We start from the raw sequence: 17,620 nt of genomic DNA on the forward strand, positions 1-17,620 counted from the left end.
GAAGCCGCATATCCGCCTCCAGCCGATACGCCGTCGCCGTGCTGAACGCCGCACACGCCGCCGCTGAACGCGGCGACATTGTCTGTCTCATCTTCTGCGGGTGAATGATATTCCTCATGGATGATCCCGCCAGCCGCCGTCATCCACTGCACGTCGCCCGGGCCAATGACGCCGCCATTGCCAGCGGAATCCCGATGCTCGACCTCGCCATCATATACGATGGTGACGGTCTCGAAGCCGCGATGCGGGTGCTGACCGACGCCGCGTCGGTCCGTGGTCGGCTCGAAATACTGCGGACCCGCATAGTCGAGCAGCAGAAACGGACTGACGTGCCCGCCCAGCGAATTGTAGGAAAAGAGCGAACGAACGGGGAAGCCGTCGCCTACCCAATGGCCGCGATTGTTGCCGTAACGCCCGAGGATTTGTTTGGTCATGCTTTGTCTCCGTCGCGAGGCGCTCCTTGGCTTCCTCGCTGTTACGCCGAAAATAGATCTGCGACCTCGGGGCCGGAAGATTGTAAATCCCGTCGCTGCGTTCTACTTTATTACTTCGTCCAGACGGTCGATCACGGCGGCTTCGCGGCCGCCGGACGCGCGCTCGGCATTCAGAAATCCAAACTCAGCCGCCGCATCCTGCTGCTGGAGGAGCGCCTGGGTGTGCGCTTGCTCAACCGCTCGTCGCGCCATTTTTCCGTCACCGAGATTGGCCGCGAGTTCCATGATCGCTGCGTCGCCATGCTGGTCGAAGCCGAGGCCGCCGAACAGGTGATCGCGCAGGTCCGCGCCGAACCGCGCGGCGTCGTTAGGGTAAGCTGCCCGGTTGCGCTCGCCAACTTCCAGTTCGGCGCGCTGATCGCCCGGTTCATGCTCGAGAACCCCGCCGTCGAGGTGCATCTGGAAAGCAGCAACCGACGCGTCGACGTGATCGCCGAGGGCTTCGATATCGCGATCCGTGTTCGCTTCCCGCCGCTGGAGCCGACCGATCTCGTCATGCGCCGCCTTGATGAAAGCACGCAGCATCTGGTCGCTAGCCCGGCGCTGGTTACGGAGACGCTGTCATCGCCAGGCGATCTTGCTGGGCTGCCGAGCCTCGATCTCGGCCCCCCGCATCGCGAGCATTGTTGGCGGCTTGGCCATGACGATGGTCAGGAGGCGGTCATTCCGCACCGGCCGCGTCTCGTTACTGATGACATGGCGGCATTGCGCGAAGCCGCGATGGCTGGCGTGGGCGTCGTTCAGCTTCCTACGATGATGATCTGGAGAGATATAGCAGCCGGGCGGCTTGTCCATGTGCTGCCGGCCTGGCGGCCTCGCGCCGGCATTGTCCATGCGGTGTTTCCTTCGCGGCGAGGCCTGCTGCCCTCCATTCGTGCCCTGCTCGACTTTCTCGATCGCGAATGCGCGATGCAGCGCCGCGCCGCCGGTAACATAGCGTCATAGCGTTCCGCTTGACTCGCGAAGAGTTGAAAATCGGAGCTCCGGGACTTCAAAGGGCGATTATCGGTCAGCTGAGCTTCGTCACTCTGGGCGCCCGCTCTTAAAGGAACCGTTTCCGGCCTCTTGCGGGCGAACAAGGTCAGCCGCAGGCGGTTCGTCAATCAGAGATAGATGCTTTGATGTTCGGACGAGAAACCAACAATCGCGAGCGATGCCAAAGGGCTGTTTCCGCCTCTGTAGACCGGCGGCCGAGATCAGTTGCTCGCTGAGGATATAATCGTCCCCGTGCGCGACCCCGAACTCGCCGTCCGATCCGAAAGTCAGCTGCGATAGTAAGGGAACGGTCGCGCCGCGAAGAGGGCCGTGCACCCGGCAAAGCGCGCTTGGCTTCCAACTGGCAAAGGAGACGGAGAACGATGTCCGCGATACGAGTATGTCCGGAATCAAATGTCGCCCATCTTCGGGGAACGACGGCGCGCAGCTTCAATTTGAGGCGTTCCCGCCATGCATCGTCAACCGGGGGCATCGCAGCCTTGCTGCGATAACCGGCCGCCGTCGCCTCCGCCATATCTTCGCAGCAGCGGCGCGTCGTCTCATCCGGATAGGGCGTCATATCATCCAATCTGAAGCCGGTATTCCGCCGCGCCCAGCGCCGTCTGGAGTGAGCCAGGCCAGGATCTATAATGTGGCAAGAGGTCATCGACACAGCCGATTGGTGCCCGAACCTGCTGCGCACTTGGTGTGTAGACTGCGCGCTCGACGTTGACTGCGCGAGACAGCTCGCCGCGGGTTGAAGAGCTTCTACTCCAAACAACGCGGCACGACGAGCCGAACCGCGGGATTGGGGCGCGATCGAGGGATGTGGGTCCCGCCAGGAGCGGGGTGTCGCCGACATGGCGAGTCCCGGTTTGCTCTGCAAGCCCAACCCACTCTTCAAGCGAAAAGCGGAATGAAAAGGGAAGGCCGCATAATTTTTGCCGCGCTGTCTTGGATCTGAAGAGCTTCGGCAAGGCCTCCGCGCGGTCGCGAGACCGTCCCGGGAGAGGCGGCCTGTCCTTATCTTCAAGGTCATCGGGCGCGACAGCCCCGTTGAGGCTGACGTGCTGAATAATCTCCCAACTCGCCGATTCGTCTGGGATCTGGTTTGCAAACACGCTTCTCAAAGCGTGCCATTTCCGCCGGGGGAACCGGTCGCTCCTTTTCTCCTGCCCGCAGCCATCCTCTGGTTCCAGCGGCCGGAACCCTTTTTCTTCCCCTGCGCTATGGAAGCGATGGAACTCAATCCGCCGACATTGGTGCACTGGGTCGATTTCGACCTGCTGTCGCGACTGGGCGTCGCGGCGCTTCTGGGCTTGTTTCTGGGGCTCGACCGCGAGATTCGTGGCCATGCAGCCGGGCTTCGCACACACGGGCTTATCTGCTTTTCTGCCGCGATGATGACGGTATCGGTGCTTGCGCTCTATGGCCAACTGGGCAGCGGGGACCGGATGGACCCGCTCCGTATCTTCGAGGCGACCGGGGGGTTCATCGGTATTATCGGTGCCGGGCTGATCGTATTCAGTCGCGGCGAAGTGCATAATTTGACGACCGCCGCGCATCTGTGGCTGGCGGCCGTGATCGGCATTGCGTGCGGCGCAGCGCAGTGGCCGCTGGTGGTGATCGGCTGCTTCATCAGCCTTGTCATGCTGACCCTTCTGCGCATCGCTGAGCGCCGATGGGAAGGGTGCGAGGGTGAATCGGGTCGGTCGCCTGATCAAAAGTGACCGGTTTTCAACAGCTAAAATTCAAATGCGACGAGCCGCGGAAATCCGTGCGTTCCAGCTTGCAGCCCCGTCGCACTCATCATATAAATAGGGGTCTGCGAAGCGGGGGGAAGCGCGCCACGGACGCGCTCGAAAAAATAGCCGCACGCACCGGGTCGCGCGTCGGAAACGGACGTTAGCTTGGGGCTTTCCATCCACGGCATCAAGCGCCGCGCGACTTGTACCTATTCCGCTCCTTCATCCCCTCGTCGCGCGCATCTGTTGAGACCACATTAACCATTGTCGGGCATAGCGCTTACAATCAATGATTGTGGGGCGCCGATGAAACATGATCCGATCCGTCCAGCGGAACAATTGCTCGATCAGTCGGTTGCGAGCGATTGCGGGGAGCTCGCTGTCGGGTGCAGCGACGCCGCTGGACGCATCAAGCGCGCGACCGACCAGATGGACCGCCAGATCGCCGAACTGGGCCGGCTTGAGGAATATGTCGTCGCGCTCGAGGCCGATCAGCGCCAGATCGCCGATTCGACCGACGAAGCGAAGCTGCTTTCGGCGCGCGCCTGCGAGCAGCTCGATGCCGGTGCCGACCGCGTCAACGCCGCGGTCACCGAATTTCGCTCGGTGATCGACCTTGTCGCGCGGCTCGGCCAGCATGTCACCAATTTCGCCGCGGTGATGGAGCAGGTGCAGCAGGTGAGTCAGTCGATCGAGTCGATCGCCAAGACCACGAACATGCTCGCGCTCAATGCCGCGATCGAGGCCGAGCGTGCGGGCGACGCAGGCCGAACCTTTGCAGTTGTTGCCGCTGAAGTGAAGAAGCTTGCGCAGAACACGCGCGGTGCGACCGATGAAATCCGCCGCTCGATCGGCAGCCTTGCGAGCGAAGCGAGCGGTCTGGTCGCCGAAATCCAGTCAGGGGTCGAGCAATCGAGCCGTGCTGAAGCCCAATTCGAGACGATTACCGATGCACTTCATGACGCGACCCACCTTGTTGCGCTTCTTGACGACCAGAGCGACCGCATCGCGCAGTCGAGCGCGATGGTGCACGCGAATGGTGCGCGCGTCCGCGAGGCGCTTGACCGCGTCGTGACGTCGGTGCGCGACAATAGCGCCACGCTGGAGGGAACGCGCGACTCCATTCTCTCAATGGAGAATGTGTCGAACCGGATGTTCAATGCGGTGATTTCGGCGGGCGTGTCGCCGCGCGATTCGGCGGTCGCCGAACTCGCGGCGAAGGTGCGCGACGAGTTCGTGGCGCTTGCGGAAAATGCGCTTGCGCGCGGCGAACTGTCGATGGAGCAATTGTTCGACACCGACTACGTCCGCGTTCCAGGATCGAACCCGGAACGCTTCCGTACGACGCTGAGCGACTGGGCCGACCGCCACTGGCGTCCGCTTTTCGATCGTATCGTCACCGAGCATCCCGAGGTGCGCATGTCGTCGGCCGGCGACATGAACGGCTTTCTGCCGACCCACATCACCGACTGCTCGCGCGCGCCCACGGGCGATATCGAGCACGACACCGCGCATTGCCGCAACGGCCGCATTCTTTTCGATGAGACCGACGCTGCGGCCAAGCGCAGCAATGCCCCCTTCTTCATGGCGGTCTATCGCCAGGAGGGCGATGGCACCAACTATGTGACGGTGCGCAACGTCTATATGCCCGCGGTGATCAACGGCCGCCGCTGGGGCGACGTCGAGGTCGCTTATCAGCTCTGAGGCGCTGGCGGCGCTGGGGGCTGCTGCGGATACTGCTCCAACGCCGGATCGAGAAGCGCCCAAGGCGGCGCCTCGCTTGTCCAGATGGCTATCGTGGGTCTGAGCCCGTGCGCCTCGTCGAGTACGCCGAGGCGCACCGCCCGCATGTCCGGCCGGGCCGAGGAACCGCCCAGGATCGGCGTACCGCATGCCGGGCAATGGGTGCGGGTCAGTATGTTCCCGCTGTCGGCGACATAGTCGTGGCTCGCCGTTGGTCCTTCGATGCCGATGTCGGCGGCCCGGAAAACGGCATTGTGCGTTGGTCCGCCCGCTGCAATCTGCTGGCAATGCCGGCACCAGCATTGCCGCACGGCGAGCGGCTTGCCGAGGATGCGGATTTCGACCGCCCCGCACGCGCAGCGGCCGCTATATTCCATCGCGTCAGGCGCCCTGCCGGCGCGCCATGAATGCGAGCTTTTCGAACAGCATCACATCCTGCTCATTCTTGAGAAGCGCGCCGTGAAGCGGCGGAATGGCCTTGCCGACGTCGCGGTTCTGCAGGACCTCAAGCGGCATATCCTCGGCGAGAAGCAGCTTCAGCCAGTCGATCAGTTCGCTCGTCGACGGCTTTTTCTTGAGCCCCGGCACCTCGCGGACGTCGTAGAAAATGTCCATCGCCCGGCTGACCAGCGTCTTCTGGATGCCGGGGAAGTGAACCTCCACGATCTCGGCCATCGTGTCGCGGTCGGGAAATTTGATATAATGGAAGAAGCAGCGGCGCAAAAAGGCGTCAGGCAATTCCTTCTCATTGTTCGAGGTGATCACGACGATTGGGCGCTCCTTCGCGCTGATCGTCTCGTCGGTCTCATAGACGTGGAACGCCATGCGATCGAGTTCCTGGAGCAGGTCGTTCGGAAACTCGATGTCAGCCTTGTCGATTTCGTCGATCAGGAGCACGGGCAGCTTCGGGGAGGTGAAGGCTTCCCATAGCTTGCCCTTCTTGATGTAGTTGCGGATGTCGTGGACGCGTTCCTCGCCAAGCTGCCCATCGCGCAGCCGCGCGACCGCATCATATTCGTAAAGGCCCTGCTGCGCCTTGGTCGTCGACTTGATGTTCCAGGTAATGAGCGGGGCGTCGAAGGCCTTGGCGATTTCCTCTGCGAGCACGGTCTTGCCGGTGCCGGGCTCGCCCTTCACCAGCAGCGGACGGCGCAACATCGTCGCGGCATTGACCGCGACCTTGAGATCGTCGGTGGCGATATAGGCGCTGGTTCCTTCGAAACGCATCGTCGCGCAGCCTTTCCCTTAACGTGAACGTCAACTGGGATCGGCATAGCGGGGGTGAAGGGGAGGTGCAAGCGGTTGGCGTCGGAGCGCACTGCTGCGCGGAACCCCATGGCTGGTCGAGGCTTCCTGCCGCCCGGGCGTGGCTCAAGCGTGCGTGCGGCTTTCGGCCCGCGCGGCAAGCAGGTCCCAAAGGCCGCTATGCTGGGTAATAAGCTGCTGTGCGCCAAAGGCGATCGCCCGTTCGGCCGCCGGCGTATCGGCCACAAGATTGGCGAGCCGCGCCGTATCGCGCAGGTCGGGGAGGGTGCAGCGGCGGGCGGGGAGGTCGAGCCGCTGCGCGCTGATATCGAGCAGGACGCGGATCGTCCGCCAATCGAGCGTCAGCGCCACCGCAGCGCCGACCGCACAGCCGTGACGATCGGATTCGGCGAGCATGTCGAGAGCGCGGCGCTGCGCGGCCACCGCCGCCTCGCATTGATCCTGGCCATGGGTGCTCGGCATCGGGCCTGCCGCCGCGGCAATCGCGGAGAGAACGCTGCGCTCTTCGGCGAAGGCTTGCGCCGCTTCGTCCATCCAGCGGCGCGAAGCCGGGTCGACCGCCTTTCGTGCCGCACTGTCGATCACGCCCGGATAGCGACCGTGAAGCAAGCAAAGGAAATGCACGGCGTCGGCAAGATTGCGCATGGCCTCCGGACCCGTAGCGAGCGCCCCCGACCTCACATAGGGATGCGCGCCGGTGCCATCGCTTGCAACGAGCGTGTCGAGCAGCTCGGCAACGCTGCGCGCCTGGGTCCGGGGCTGGGTCGACTGGCTCAACAGCTCATCCTTGCTTGTCACGCAGAGGCAGGGCCTCTTCCTTTCGCGATCTCACCGCGTGGTCCTGTCATAGAATAACGTCGTAAACGGAGCGTTTATGAGCGGTCCGGAAATGCGGTGAAGCGTTTGCCTTCACGGCGTCTCGAAGCGGGACGGTGCAAAAAGCAAAAGACCGGCAGGCCCACAAGGGGCGCGCCGGTCCCTTCATGCGGCCCGTGGATGGCGGGGCCGCGGGGGCCGGGGCGGCAAGCGGGGAGAGGGAAGCCCGCCGCGCCCGGCTTGAAGTCAGGCGGCGAGCGCCAGGCCCGCGTCTTCCTCGATCGGATACTGCGGCTGTGCCGTCACCGCGGCAGGCGCTGCCACCGTGCGCGGATGGATCAGCCGCGAGGCAAGGACAATGGCGCCGAGCAGGGCATAGGCTGCAAAAGTCTCAATCGGAAAAAAGAAGAGCGGCGCGACGAAGGCAAGGCGCAGCCAAAGCGGATTGAAGCCAAAGTCCTGGCCCACGGCCTCGCAGATCCCGAAAAACGTGTCGCGGCGGCGGAAGAGATTGGTGGTTTCGCTGTCCATTTTATTGTCTTTCCTCTTGGCTGCGGGGTATTCCCCGATGCTCATATCCCGAGCTTCGCAAGGGGCGTGCCAAATTCGCTAATGCCTGATTTTCCGTCCGATTGACTTTCGGGACACCCTGTGGGCGGCGGAACCTCGGGGGAAATTTTCCTATCGATCGGGAAACTACGCCATCAGTCCTGTAATTTTTTCATGGCTAGAGCCTTGGGCAGGGGGAGAAGATGCCGCCGCGCGCGGGCGAGGGCGATCTTCTTAAATCCACCGTTGGGCAAAGCGGCGACCGGTTAGACCGGCCGCCGTTACTGTTCGATGAATGGCGGACGCGATCCCTCATTCCCGCTCAAGCGAGTGCGGGCGAAAGAGGCTTCTGATCCGCGATCAGCGGAAGGAAGAGGGCGTCTCGGCCCGCACGGCACGAACAAAAGGCCGGAAGGGGCGGCTACTGGTCGAGGAAGCTGCGCATCTTTCGGCTGCGGCTTGGATGCTTCAGCTTGCGGAGCGCCTTCGCCTCGATCTGGCGGATGCGCTCGCGCGTGACGCTGAACTGCTGACCGACTTCCTCGAGCGTATGGTCGGTGTTCATGCCGATGCCAAAGCGCATGCGCAGAACGCGTTCCTCGCGGGGCGTCAGCGATGCGAGAACGCGGGTCACCGTTTCCTTGAGGTTCGACTGCACCGCCGCATCGACCGGAATGACGGCATTCTTGTCCTCGATGAAATCGCCAAGGTGGCTGTCTTCCTCGTCCCCGATCGGAGTTTCAAGGCTGATCGGCTCCTTGGCGATCTTCATCACCTTGCGGACCTTTTCGAGCGGCATCGACAGGCGCTCGGCCATTTCCTCAGGCGTCGGCTCGCGGCCCGATTCATGGAGGAACTGGCGGCTGCACCGCACCAGCTTGTTGATCGTCTCGATCATATGGACCGGGATGCGGATCGTGCGAGCCTGGTCCGCAATCGAGCGGGTGATTGCCTGCCGGATCCACCAGGTGGCGTAGGTCGAGAATTTGTAACCGCGGCGATACTCGAATTTATCGACCGCCTTCATGAGCCCGATATTGCCTTCCTGGATGAGATCGAGGAACTGCAGGCCGCGGTTCGTATATTTCTTCGCGATCGAGATCACGAGGCGCAGGTTCGCCTCGACCATTTCCTTCTTGGCGATACGCGCCTCGCGCTCGCCTTTCTGGACCATGTTCACGACGCGGCGAAACTCGGTCAGGCTCATGCCCGCCGCCTGCGCGATCTCTGAAATCTCAACGCGAATGCGATCGACGGCGGCCGCCTCATTCTCGGCAAAGGCGGCCCATTTCTTGTCGATCTTGCCGACCTCGTCGAGCCAATTTTCTTCGAGCTCGCGTCCGACATAATGATCGAGGAAGGATTTGCGCGGCACTTTGTGGCGCTCGGCGAGGCGCAGCATCTGCCCGCCCAGCGCGGTCAGGCGCCGGTTGTAGCTGTAAAGCTGGTCGACCAGATATTCGATCTTGGTGCCGTGGAACTGCACGCTCTCGACCTGCGCGGTGAGTTCCTCGCGCAGCTTGTGATATTTCTTCTCCGACGTGGAGGGAAATTCCTCGCCCGCCGACAGCGATTCAAGACGCGCCTCCTGTAGCTTCTGGAACGCCTTGAAGCTCTTGGTGATCGCGGCGAATTTCTCAAGCGCGTCGGGTTTCAGCAATTCTTCCATGGCCGCGAGGCTCAGCGTATTGTCCTCGTCGTCATCCTCGAAGCTTTCGCGCTTCTTGGCGGAGCCGCCGTCTTCGTCATCTTCGTCGGCTTCGGGCTCTTCCTCGACCTCATCCTCGTCCTTGAACGAGACGCCGGCGGTCTTCTCGCTGATCTCGCCGTCGTCCTCTTCCTCATTTTCGAGATTTTCAGGAGCGGGATCCTTGGTCAGCATCGCTTCCAGATCAACGATCTCGCGCAGCTGCATGTCGCCATTGTTGAGCGCGTTCGACCATTCGATGATCGCATTGAAGGTCAGCGGGCTCTCGCAAAGCCCAAGGATCATGGTGTCGCGGCCCGCCTCGATGCGCTTTGCAATCGCAATCTCGCCCTCGCGGCTCAAGAGCTCGACCGCCCCCATTTCGCGCAGGTACATGCGAACCGGATCGTCGGTGCGATCGACCGTTTCCTTTTTCTTTTCGATCGCGGGGTTGGAGACCGAGCCCGTGCCGGCGCTGACGTCGACCTCCTCATCGGCGTCCTGCTCGGCCTCTTCCTGCACATCCTCGTCGCTCTCGACGATGTTGATGCCCATGTCGCTGATCGCCGACATGATGTCCTCGATCTGCTCCGACGACATCTCATCCTGCGGCAGCGCCGCGTTCAGTTCGTCATAGGTCAGGTAGCCGCGCTTCTTGCCGCGCGCGATCAGCTTTTTGACGTCGGCTTCGTTAAGGTCAATCAGCGGAGCGTCGGTTTCGGCGGTGTTCTTGGTGGCCATCTATCAATCCTGCCTGCGGGCAAATAAGTGGGTCGTCAGTCCCGGCTGCTGTCGGACAGCGCGGCCAGGCGGCGGGTCAAATCCTCGTCCATCGCGCGCAGTTTCTGCTGGCGCGCCAAACCTTCGTCATCCATGGTGCGCTGGAAATCCGCGGTCGCCTCGGCAAGCCGGGCACGAATTTCGGGCTGCGTCACCAGCACGCCGATATATTCATCGAGATCGCGAAGCGCGGTTTCACGCGCCTCGGCGGCCTCTTCGCCGTCTTCCAGCCGTCGGTTGAACGAGAAGTGCATTCCGTCGGCTCTGAGCAACGTCATCGCCCTATTATACACTTTCATGGGCTCCAATATGGCAAGCAAGCCCTCGCAATCAAGCCCTTCCTGGGCGTTTGCGATGTCAAGCATCACGTCCAGCAATTCCGCGTCGGCGGGATTGCCGATCGCGAGCCGCGCCAGAGCCTCATCGTGGCGCCTCAGCGCCGCGGGATAGCGCAGCAATCCGCCGAGCAGCGCTGCCATATAGGGGGCGCCGATTCCGGCTGCCCCGATCGAACGCGTCTCGGCGCCCGGCGGTTGCAATCTGGGATCGGGCGCAAAGCGCCGCGTGCCTCGCTGAGGCGGCGCCCAAGGCACGCGCGAGCTGCGCTCGGGGCGCGCTCGGGCGAACAGGGCGTCGAGGCGCTCGCGGAAGGCCTCGCGGTAATGATGACGCACATCGGCATCTTCGATCGCGTCGGCATGGCCAAGCAAGCGGGTCTTGAGCGCGGCGCGTTCCTCGGGCGTCACGAGCGGTCCTGCTCCGACCTCATGCGCCCACAGCTGCTCGACCAGCGGCTGGGCATCACCGAGCAACGCTGCAAATGCATCGGCACCGCGCGCGCGGACGATATCGTCCGGGTCCTGCCCCGCGGGCAGCGTCGCGAAGGCGAGGCTGAAGCCGGGGCGGAGCAGCGGGAGAGCACGCGCCGCGGCGCGCATCGCCGCCTTCTGACCCGCTGCATCGCCGTCGAAGCAAAGGATCGGCACCGGAACCATTCGCCATAGCATCGCGAGCTGATTTTCGGTTAGCGCGGTGCCAAGCGGCGCGACCACGTCGGCAACCCCCGCCTCAGCGAGCGCAATCACGTCCATATAGCCTTCGACGACGAGGATCCGGTTCGTCTGCCGCGAGGCGGGCGATGCCTTGTCGAGATTGAAGAGGGTACGGCCCTTGTCGAACAGCGGCGTGTCGGGGGAGTTGAGATATTTGGGCTCGCCGTCTCCCAGAATGCGTCCGCCAAAGGCAATCACCCGTCCGCGCGCGTCGCGGATCGGGATCATCAGCCGCCCGCGAAAGCGGTCGTAAGGCTCCTTGTCGTCGACGGCGATCAGCATGCCGGCCTCGACCAGCATGGCGGTGGGAAATTTCCCCAGGGCCTCCTTGAGCGCGCTGCGGCTGTCGGGGGCGAGGCCGAAACCGAAGGCGGTGCGCGTCGCATCGGAAATGCCGCGCTTTTTCAAATATTCGCGCGCCGGCGCGCCGTTGCTGCTCGAAAGCTGCTGGGCAAACCACGCGGCCGCGGCATGCGTCACGTCGCGCAGGCTCGCTTGCGCCTCCGCCTTCTTCGCTGCGCGGGGATCGGGAGCGGGGACGTCCATTCCGGCCTCTGCGGCCAGCTCCTTCACCGCATCCATGAACGACAGTCCGCGCTGATCGGTCATCCAGCGGATCGCGTCGCCATGCGCTCCGCAGCCAAAACAGTGGTAAAAGCCCTTTTCGTCGTTGATCGTGAAGCTTGGCGTCTTCTCGTTATGAAAGGGGCAGCACGCCTTATACTCACGGCCCGCGCGCGTGATTTTCACCGTGCGGCCGATCAGCGTCGACAGCGTGACACGCGATCGCAGTTCATCGAGCCATTGCGGGGTGAGGGTCATGATCTCGATATGCCCACCCCGGACCCCGCCGGCAAGCGGGGTGCGGAAAGAGGGTTCAGCCGAGCGCGGCCTTCACCCAGCCGCTCGCCTTGCTCATGTCGAGCTCGGATCCGTGCCGCTCCTTCACAGCCGCCATCACGCGGCCCATGTCCTTGAGGCTGGTCGCGCCGAGTTCGGCGACAATCGCCTTGATTGCGGCGGTCGCGTCGGCTTCGGAAAGCTGGGCGGGGAGGAATTCCTCGATGACCGCGACCTCGGCCGCCTCGGCGTCGGCGAGTTCCTGCCGCCCCCCCTGTTCATACATGGTGATCGATTCGCGGCGCTGCTTGACCATTTTCTGAAGCACATCGGTGACGAGCACATCGTCGGCGGGCGCGGTGCCGGTGCGCAGTTCGATGTCACGATCCTTGATCTTGGCCAGCATCAGCCGGATCGTGCCCAAACGCGCCTTGTCGCCCGCTTTCATCGCGGCAACCTGCGCAGCCTTGATGTCATCGCGAATCATGCGTGTCCTCTTTGCGCTGCCATGTGGGAAAGAAGCACTCTTAGCGGGAAGTTTCCAAATCCGATAGCTTGTGAATCACTTTTTTGACGCCTAGTTGGTCGGCCGTTTAGCCTTCCCTCCGGAGCAATATAAATGGCACCAGCCAACCCATCCGTCGCGCCCAGAATCCAGCCTTCGGGCGCGACCGGCGTTCTTGTCCTCGCCGATGGCACGATCCTGTGGGGTATCGGCTATGGCGCGGCCGGCGCAGCGGTTGGCGAAATCTGCTTCAACACCTCGATGACGGGCTATCAGGAAATTCTGACCGACCCCAGTTATGCGGGACAGATCGTCACTTTCACCTTCCCCCACATCGGCAATGTCGGGGCGAACCCTGAGGATATGGAGCGCGGCGTGCACGGCGCGCTCGGTGCGATCACGCGCGAGCTTCCAACGAGCCCCAGCAATTTCCGCAGCGTCCAGACGCTTCCTGCATGGATGGCCGAGCAGGGGGTGATCGGGCTCGCGGGCATCGACACGCGTGCGCTTACTCGCCGCATTCGCGACGCCGGTGCTCCGAACGGAGCGATCGCGCACAACGCGCAGGGCAAGTTCGATATCGACGAATTGCTCGCGATGGCGCGAAGCTGGTCGGGGCTCGAGGGGCTCGACCTTGCAAAGGATGTCAGCCGCACCGACACCGGCGCCTGGACCGGCGGCGCGTGGACGCTCGGACATGGCTATGCGAAGGCCGGGGGCGGCGCGCGGCCGCATGTCGTTGCGATCGACTATGGCGCGAAGGACAATATTTTCCGCAACCTTGTAAAGGCCGGTGCGCGCGTCACCGTGGTGCCTGCAACCGCGACTCTCGATGAGGTGCTGAGCCAGGATCCCGACGGCGTGTTCCTCTCGAACGGCCCCGGCGACCCGGCTGCAACGGGCGATTATGCGGTGCCCGTGATCAAGGGTCTGCTCGAGCGCGACATTCCGCTCTTCGGCATCTGTCTTGGCCACCAGATGCTGGGGCTCGCGGTCGGCGCAAAGACGGTGAAGATGCACCAGGGCCACCGCGGCGCCAATCATCCGGTCCAGCGCGCCGACGACGGCGTGGTTGAAATTACCAGCATGAACCATGGCTTTGCGATCGATGCCGCGACGCTGCCCGAAGGGGTGGTTGAAACGCACAAGAGCCTGTTCGACGGATCGAACTGCGGCATCGCGATCACCGGCAAAAAGGCGTTCAGCGTGCAATATCATCCCGAGGCCAGCCCGGGGCCGCAGGACAGCTTCTATCTGTTCGAAAAATTCGTGGGCGGCCTGAAATGAGCATGGACGATGAACTCGGTGCGCTGGCCGCTGATGCCGCAGCGCACCCGGAACGCTGGGGCGAGGGCGTGCGGCTCCACATCACCTGTGCCCGGCGCTTGCCCTATGAGGCGGTGCAGCTCGCCCACGCGCGCGGCTTTGCCGAGGCACGCGGGGTCGGGCGCCACCACCTGATATTCGAATATGAAGATGTCGTCCCCGATGCGGCATGGATCGCATCAATCGTCCGTCCCGTGCTCGCTTTCATTGCCCAGGTTGGCGGGACGAACCCGCAGATCGGCGTCGATCGGAACGGGCAGTGAGCCCGGGCACCGCGCTCGCTCAGTCGCGTCCCGCCGGGGCGGGGAAGGAGGCGCGAGGCGGCAAGGCCGCGCCGCTGCCCTCGCCGTCTTTTCACCGCCGCGGCGGGGCCGCATCGCGGCCGGCGCACCATTCTCGCCCGGCCTTCGCCTGCCGCCCTTTTGACATCCTCACCCTTTCCTTCCCCTTGCGGGGAAGCCTTTTGAAGATAGCTGCCTGAAATGCCCAAAAGAACCGACATTCAATCCATCCTCGTCATCGGCGCAGGCCCGATCGTTATCGGTCAGGCGTGCGAGTTCGACTATTCGGGGACGCAGGCGATCAAGGCGCTGAAGGAGGAGGGCTACCGGATCGTCCTCGTCAACTCCAATCCGGCGACGATCATGACCGATCCCGACCTTGCCGACGCGACCTATGTCGAACCGATCACGCCGGAAATCGTGGCAAAGATCATCGAAAAGGAGCGTCCCGACGCCGTGCTGCCGACAATGGGCGGACAGACCGCGCTCAACACTGCGCTCGCGCTTGCGCAGGACGGTACGCTCGCAAAGTTCGGGGTCGAGATGATCGGCGCCGATGCCGAGGCGATCGACAAGGCCGAGGACCGGCAGAAATTCCGTGACGCGATGGACAAGATCGGTCTCGAAAGCGCGCGCTCGGGCGTCGCGCACACGCTCGAGGAAGCGCTGAAGATTCTTGAGCGCACCGGCCTTCCCGCGATTATCCGGCCCTCCTTCACGCTCGGCGGTACCGGCGGCGGCATCGCGTACAACCGCGAGGAATTCGAGCAGATCGTCCGCGGCGGCCTGATCGCGTCGCCGACCACCGAAGTCCTGATCGAGGAATCGCTCCTCGGCTGGAAGGAATATGAGATGGAGGTGGTGCGCGACCGCAAGGACAATTGCATCATCATCTGCTCGATCGAGAATGTCGATCCGATGGGGGTGCACACCGGCGACAGCATCACCGTCGCGCCGGCGCTGACGCTGACCGACAAGGAATATCAGATCATGCGCAACGCCAGCATCGCGGTGCTGCGCGAGATTGGGGTCGAGACGGGCGGGTCGAACGTCCAGTTCGCGGTCAATCCCAAGGACGGCCGCCTGATCGTGATCGAAATGAACCCGCGCGTGTCGCGCTCCTCGGCGCTTGCGTCGAAGGCGACGGGCTTCCCGATTGCGAAGGTCGCGGCAAAGCTTGCGGTCGGCTACACGCTCGACGAGATCATGAACGACATCACCGGTGTCACGCCCGCGTCGTTCGAACCCACGATTGACTATGTTGTTACCAAGATTCCGCGCTTCGCCTTCGAGAAATTCAAGGGCGCTGAGCCGGCGCTGTCGACCACGATGAAATCGGTCGGCGAGGTCATGGCGATCGGCCGCACGATCCACGAGAGCCTGCAAAAGGCGCTGCGCGGGCTCGAAACCGGATTGAGCGGCTTCAACGTCGTCGACCGGTTGAAAGGCGCATCGCACGACCAGCTCCGCAACGAGCTCGCCCAGCCTACCCCCGACCGGCTGCTCAACACCGCGCAGGCGATCCGCGAGGGTCTGCCGCTTAAAGAGATCAACCGCGTTGCAGGCTATGACATCTGGTTCCTCGAACGCATCGCAGAGATTGTCGCGGCGGAAGAGAGTGTGTGCCGCAACGGCCTGCCGCGCGATGCCGAGGGATTGCGGCGATTGAAGGCGATGGGCTTTTCGGACAAGCGCCTCGCCTATCTTGCGCTCCAGTCGGCGAATCTGCAGCCGGGCACAAGGCGTGCGACCGCGCACGGCAGCGGGCTTATCCACGATGCCGTCAAGGCGATGACCGGCGGCGTGACCGAGGCCGAGGTGCGCGCGCTGCGCCACCGCCTCGGCGTGCGCCCGGTGTTCAAGACGATCGACACATGCGCAGCGGAGTTTCAGGCGCGAACGCCCTATCTCTATTCGACCTATGAAGCGCCGACTTTCGGCGAGGCGGAATGCGAAGCGAACCCGAGCGAGCGCAAGAAAATCGTCATTCTCGGCGGCGGACCTAACCGGATCGGGCAGGGAATCGAGTTCGACTATTGCTGCTGTCACGCCTGCTTTGCTCTGGATGAGGCGGGCTATGAAACGATCATGGTCAACTGCAATCCCGAGACGGTGTCGACCGACTATGACACCTCCGAGCGCCTCTATTTCGAGCCGCTGACCGCCGAAGATGTCCTTGAGATCCTGCATGTCGAGCAGTCGAAGGGCGAGCTTGTCGGGGTGATCGTCCAGTTTGGCGGTCAGACGCCGCTCAAGCTTGCGCAGGCGCTCTCTGACGCGGGCATACCGATCCTCGGCACCTCTCCCGACGCAATCGACCTTGCCGAGGACCGCGAGCGTTTCGCCGCACTCGTGAACAAGCTCGGTCTGAAGCAGCCCGCAAACGGCATCGCGCGCAGCCGCGAGGAAGCCGTCGCGGTCGCGGCGCGTATCGGTTATCCTGTGCTCACGCGCCCCTCCTATGTGCTCGGCGGCCGCGCAATGGAGATCGTCGACGATCAGGCGCAGCTTGAGCATTATATCGAAACCGCGGTGCAGGTTTCGGGCGACAGTCCGGTCCTGATTGACCGCTATCTGCGCGATGCGATCGAGGTTGACGTCGACGCGCTGTGCGACGGCACCGACGTCGTCGTTGCAGGTGTCCTCCAGCATATTGAGGAAGCCGGCGTCCATTCGGGCGACAGCGCCTGCTCGATCCCGCCCTATAGCCTGCCGGCGTCCGTCGTGGCCGAGATCGAGCGGCAAGCCGATGCGCTTGCGCGCGCGCTCGAGGTGCGGGGGCTGATGAACATCCAGTTCGCCGTGCAGGGGGACGAGGTCTATCTTATCGAGGTCAATCCTCGCGCGAGCCGGACCGTCCCGTTTGTCGCGAAGGCGGTGGGCTCGCCGATCGCGAAGATCGCGGCGCGCGTCATGGCGGGCGAGCGCCTCGCCGACCTGCCGAAGATCAACCGCAATATTCCGCATGTCGCGGTGAAGGAAGCGGTCTTCCCCTTCTCGCGTTTCCCCGGCACAGATCCGGTGCTCAGCCCCGAGATGAAATCGACGGGCGAAGTGATGGGAATCGACAGCGATTTCAATCTGGCCTTTGCCAAGGCACAGCTTGGCGCGGGCGACCGGCTGCCGACCGGGGGGCGATTGTTCGTGTCGGTCAAGGACAGCGACAAGCCGCGGATCATCGAGTCTGTCCGGCGGCTTGCGGACTGGGGATGGCAAGTGATTGCGACCGGCGGGACCGCCGACTATCTCGCAGGCCAGGGGATCGCTGTCGAGCGCGTCAACAAGGTTGCCGAGGGGCGGCCGCACATCGTCGACCGCATCAAGGACGGCGACGTGCAGCTGATCTTCAACACGACCGAAGGGTGGCAGAGCCTGCAGGACTCGCAATCGATCCGCGCCTCGGCGCTTGCGGCCGATATCGCCTATTACACGACTGCGGCCGGAAGCGACGCTGCGACCCAGGCCATCGGCGCACTGCGCGCGCATAGTCTTGAAGTGAAGCCTCTTCAGGACTATTATTGAGACACCGCTCCCATCCCCGACATTGACGGAAACAGCGGC

14 protein-coding genes and 1 pseudogene are annotated in these 17,620 nt (G+C 63.4%); 7 read left to right on the forward strand and 8 right to left on the reverse strand.

What is annotated here, in order from left to right; all coding sequences use genetic code 11:
• On the reverse strand, positions 1-434 hold a 434-nt coding region (locus tag B5X69_RS07135), incomplete at its 3' end, for a pirin family protein (RefSeq protein WP_425441508.1).
• Between B5X69_RS07135 and B5X69_RS21895 the strand changes: the two are divergent.
• From B5X69_RS21895 to B5X69_RS07155, 4 genes and pseudogenes are all read left to right on the forward strand, one after another.
• A pseudogene (locus B5X69_RS21895) lies at positions 390-650 on the forward strand (LysR family transcriptional regulator); the annotation flags it as partial. The gene B5X69_RS07135 and the pseudogene B5X69_RS21895 overlap by 45 nt on opposite strands.
• A gap of 84 nt (positions 651-734) precedes the next feature.
• Entirely contained in the window at positions 735-1,439 is a 705-nt protein-coding gene (locus B5X69_RS07140; RefSeq protein WP_245798671.1) for a LysR substrate-binding domain-containing protein, read from the forward strand.
• Positions 1,440-2,707: 1,268 nt separating this feature from the next.
• Positions 2,708-3,199 carry an MgtC/SapB family protein gene (locus B5X69_RS07145; RefSeq protein WP_079638172.1) on the forward strand — a complete coding sequence of 164 codons (492 nt, stop codon included), beginning with the start codon at positions 2,708-2,710 and terminating at the stop codon, positions 3,197-3,199.
• Between the two features lie 321 nt (positions 3,200-3,520).
• Positions 3,521-4,918: a methyl-accepting chemotaxis protein gene (locus tag B5X69_RS07155; protein ID WP_079638034.1), complete on the forward strand. Its 1,398-nt coding sequence runs from the start codon at positions 3,521-3,523 to the stop codon at positions 4,916-4,918.
• Here the strand turns inward: B5X69_RS07155 and B5X69_RS07160 are convergent.
• The 7 genes from B5X69_RS07160 to B5X69_RS07190 all read right to left on the reverse strand — a co-directional run bounded on the left by B5X69_RS07160 (position 4,909) and on the right by B5X69_RS07190 (position 12,434).
• Positions 4,909-5,334, reverse strand: coding sequence for a GFA family protein (locus B5X69_RS07160; protein ID WP_079638035.1), 426 nt, complete (start codon positions 5,332-5,334; stop codon positions 4,909-4,911). The genes B5X69_RS07155 and B5X69_RS07160 overlap by 10 nt on opposite strands.
• A 4-nt stretch (positions 5,335-5,338) precedes the next feature.
• The gene (locus tag B5X69_RS07165) at positions 5,339-6,184 is read right to left on the reverse strand and encodes an AAA family ATPase (protein WP_053554883.1); all 846 of its coding nucleotides are present in this window, start codon (positions 6,182-6,184) and stop codon (positions 5,339-5,341) included.
• Between the two features lie 144 nt (positions 6,185-6,328).
• Positions 6,329-7,000: a DUF6975 family protein gene (locus B5X69_RS07170; RefSeq protein ID WP_079638173.1), complete on the reverse strand. Its 672-nt coding sequence runs from the start codon at positions 6,998-7,000 to the stop codon at positions 6,329-6,331.
• Between the two features lie 285 nt (positions 7,001-7,285).
• A complete protein-coding gene (locus tag B5X69_RS07175; RefSeq protein WP_079638174.1) occupies positions 7,286-7,570 on the reverse strand; it encodes a PspC domain-containing protein in 285 nt (94 codons plus the stop codon).
• 439 nt (positions 7,571-8,009) lie between these two features.
• Positions 8,010-10,016 carry an RNA polymerase sigma factor RpoD gene (gene rpoD / locus B5X69_RS07180; RefSeq protein ID WP_079638036.1) on the reverse strand — a complete coding sequence of 669 codons (2,007 nt, stop codon included), beginning with the start codon at positions 10,014-10,016 and terminating at the stop codon, positions 8,010-8,012.
• 35 nt (positions 10,017-10,051) lie between these two features.
• Positions 10,052-11,929, reverse strand: a complete 1,878-nt coding sequence (dnaG, locus tag B5X69_RS07185) for a DNA primase (RefSeq protein WP_079638037.1) — start codon at positions 11,927-11,929, stop codon at positions 10,052-10,054.
• 55 nt (positions 11,930-11,984) lie between these two features.
• Complete coding sequence (locus B5X69_RS07190) at positions 11,985-12,434, reverse strand: GatB/YqeY domain-containing protein (RefSeq protein ID WP_079638038.1); 450 nt, start codon at positions 12,432-12,434, stop codon at positions 11,985-11,987.
• A gap of 132 nt (positions 12,435-12,566) precedes the next feature.
• Between B5X69_RS07190 and carA the strand changes: the two genes are divergently transcribed.
• The 3 genes from carA to carB all read left to right on the forward strand — a co-directional run bounded on the left by carA (position 12,567) and on the right by carB (position 17,581).
• Positions 12,567-13,739, forward strand: coding sequence for a glutamine-hydrolyzing carbamoyl-phosphate synthase small subunit (gene carA, locus B5X69_RS07195; protein WP_079638039.1), 1,173 nt, complete (start codon positions 12,567-12,569; stop codon positions 13,737-13,739).
• Positions 13,736-14,041 carry a hypothetical protein gene (locus B5X69_RS07200; RefSeq protein ID WP_139375700.1) on the forward strand — a complete coding sequence of 102 codons (306 nt, stop codon included), beginning with the start codon at positions 13,736-13,738 and terminating at the stop codon, positions 14,039-14,041. The genes carA and B5X69_RS07200 overlap by 4 nt, the downstream gene beginning before the upstream one ends.
• A gap of 219 nt (positions 14,042-14,260) precedes the next feature.
• A complete protein-coding gene (gene carB, locus B5X69_RS07205; RefSeq protein ID WP_079638041.1) occupies positions 14,261-17,581 on the forward strand; it encodes a carbamoyl-phosphate synthase large subunit in 3,321 nt (1,106 codons plus the stop codon).
• Positions 17,582-17,620 lie beyond the last annotated feature (39 nt).

The organism is Sphingopyxis flava, assembly GCF_900168005.1.
Taxonomy (GTDB): domain Bacteria; phylum Pseudomonadota; class Alphaproteobacteria; order Sphingomonadales; family Sphingomonadaceae; genus Sphingopyxis; species Sphingopyxis flava.

What these genes read in the sequence shown, in the direction of transcription:
- B5X69_RS07140 (WP_245798671.1), top strand. Translation starts at nt 735, where the DNA reads ATGCTGGTCGAAGCCGAGGCCGCCGAACAGGTGATCGCGCAGGTCCGC.
- B5X69_RS07145 (WP_079638172.1), top strand. Translation starts at nt 2,708, where the DNA reads ATGGAACTCAATCCGCCGACATTGGTGCACTGGGTCGATTTCGACCTG.
- B5X69_RS07155 (WP_079638034.1), top strand. Translation starts at nt 3,521, where the DNA reads ATGAAACATGATCCGATCCGTCCAGCGGAACAATTGCTCGATCAGTCG.
- B5X69_RS07160 (WP_079638035.1), bottom strand. Translation starts at nt 5,334, where the DNA reads ATGGAATATAGCGGCCGCTGCGCGTGCGGGGCGGTCGAAATCCGCATC.
- B5X69_RS07165 (WP_053554883.1), bottom strand. Translation starts at nt 6,184, where the DNA reads ATGCGTTTCGAAGGAACCAGCGCCTATATCGCCACCGACGATCTCAAG.
- B5X69_RS07175 (WP_079638174.1), bottom strand. Translation starts at nt 7,570, where the DNA reads ATGGACAGCGAAACCACCAATCTCTTCCGCCGCCGCGACACGTTTTTC.
- rpoD (WP_079638036.1), bottom strand. Translation starts at nt 10,016, where the DNA reads ATGGCCACCAAGAACACCGCCGAAACCGACGCTCCGCTGATTGACCTT.
- dnaG (WP_079638037.1), bottom strand. Translation starts at nt 11,929, where the DNA reads ATGACCCTCACCCCGCAATGGCTCGATGAACTGCGATCGCGTGTCACG.
- B5X69_RS07190 (WP_079638038.1), bottom strand. Translation starts at nt 12,434, where the DNA reads ATGATTCGCGATGACATCAAGGCTGCGCAGGTTGCCGCGATGAAAGCG.
- carA (WP_079638039.1), top strand. Translation starts at nt 12,567, where the DNA reads ATGGCACCAGCCAACCCATCCGTCGCGCCCAGAATCCAGCCTTCGGGC.
- B5X69_RS07200 (WP_139375700.1), top strand. Translation starts at nt 13,736, where the DNA reads ATGAGCATGGACGATGAACTCGGTGCGCTGGCCGCTGATGCCGCAGCG.
- carB (WP_079638041.1), top strand. Translation starts at nt 14,261, where the DNA reads ATGCCCAAAAGAACCGACATTCAATCCATCCTCGTCATCGGCGCAGGC.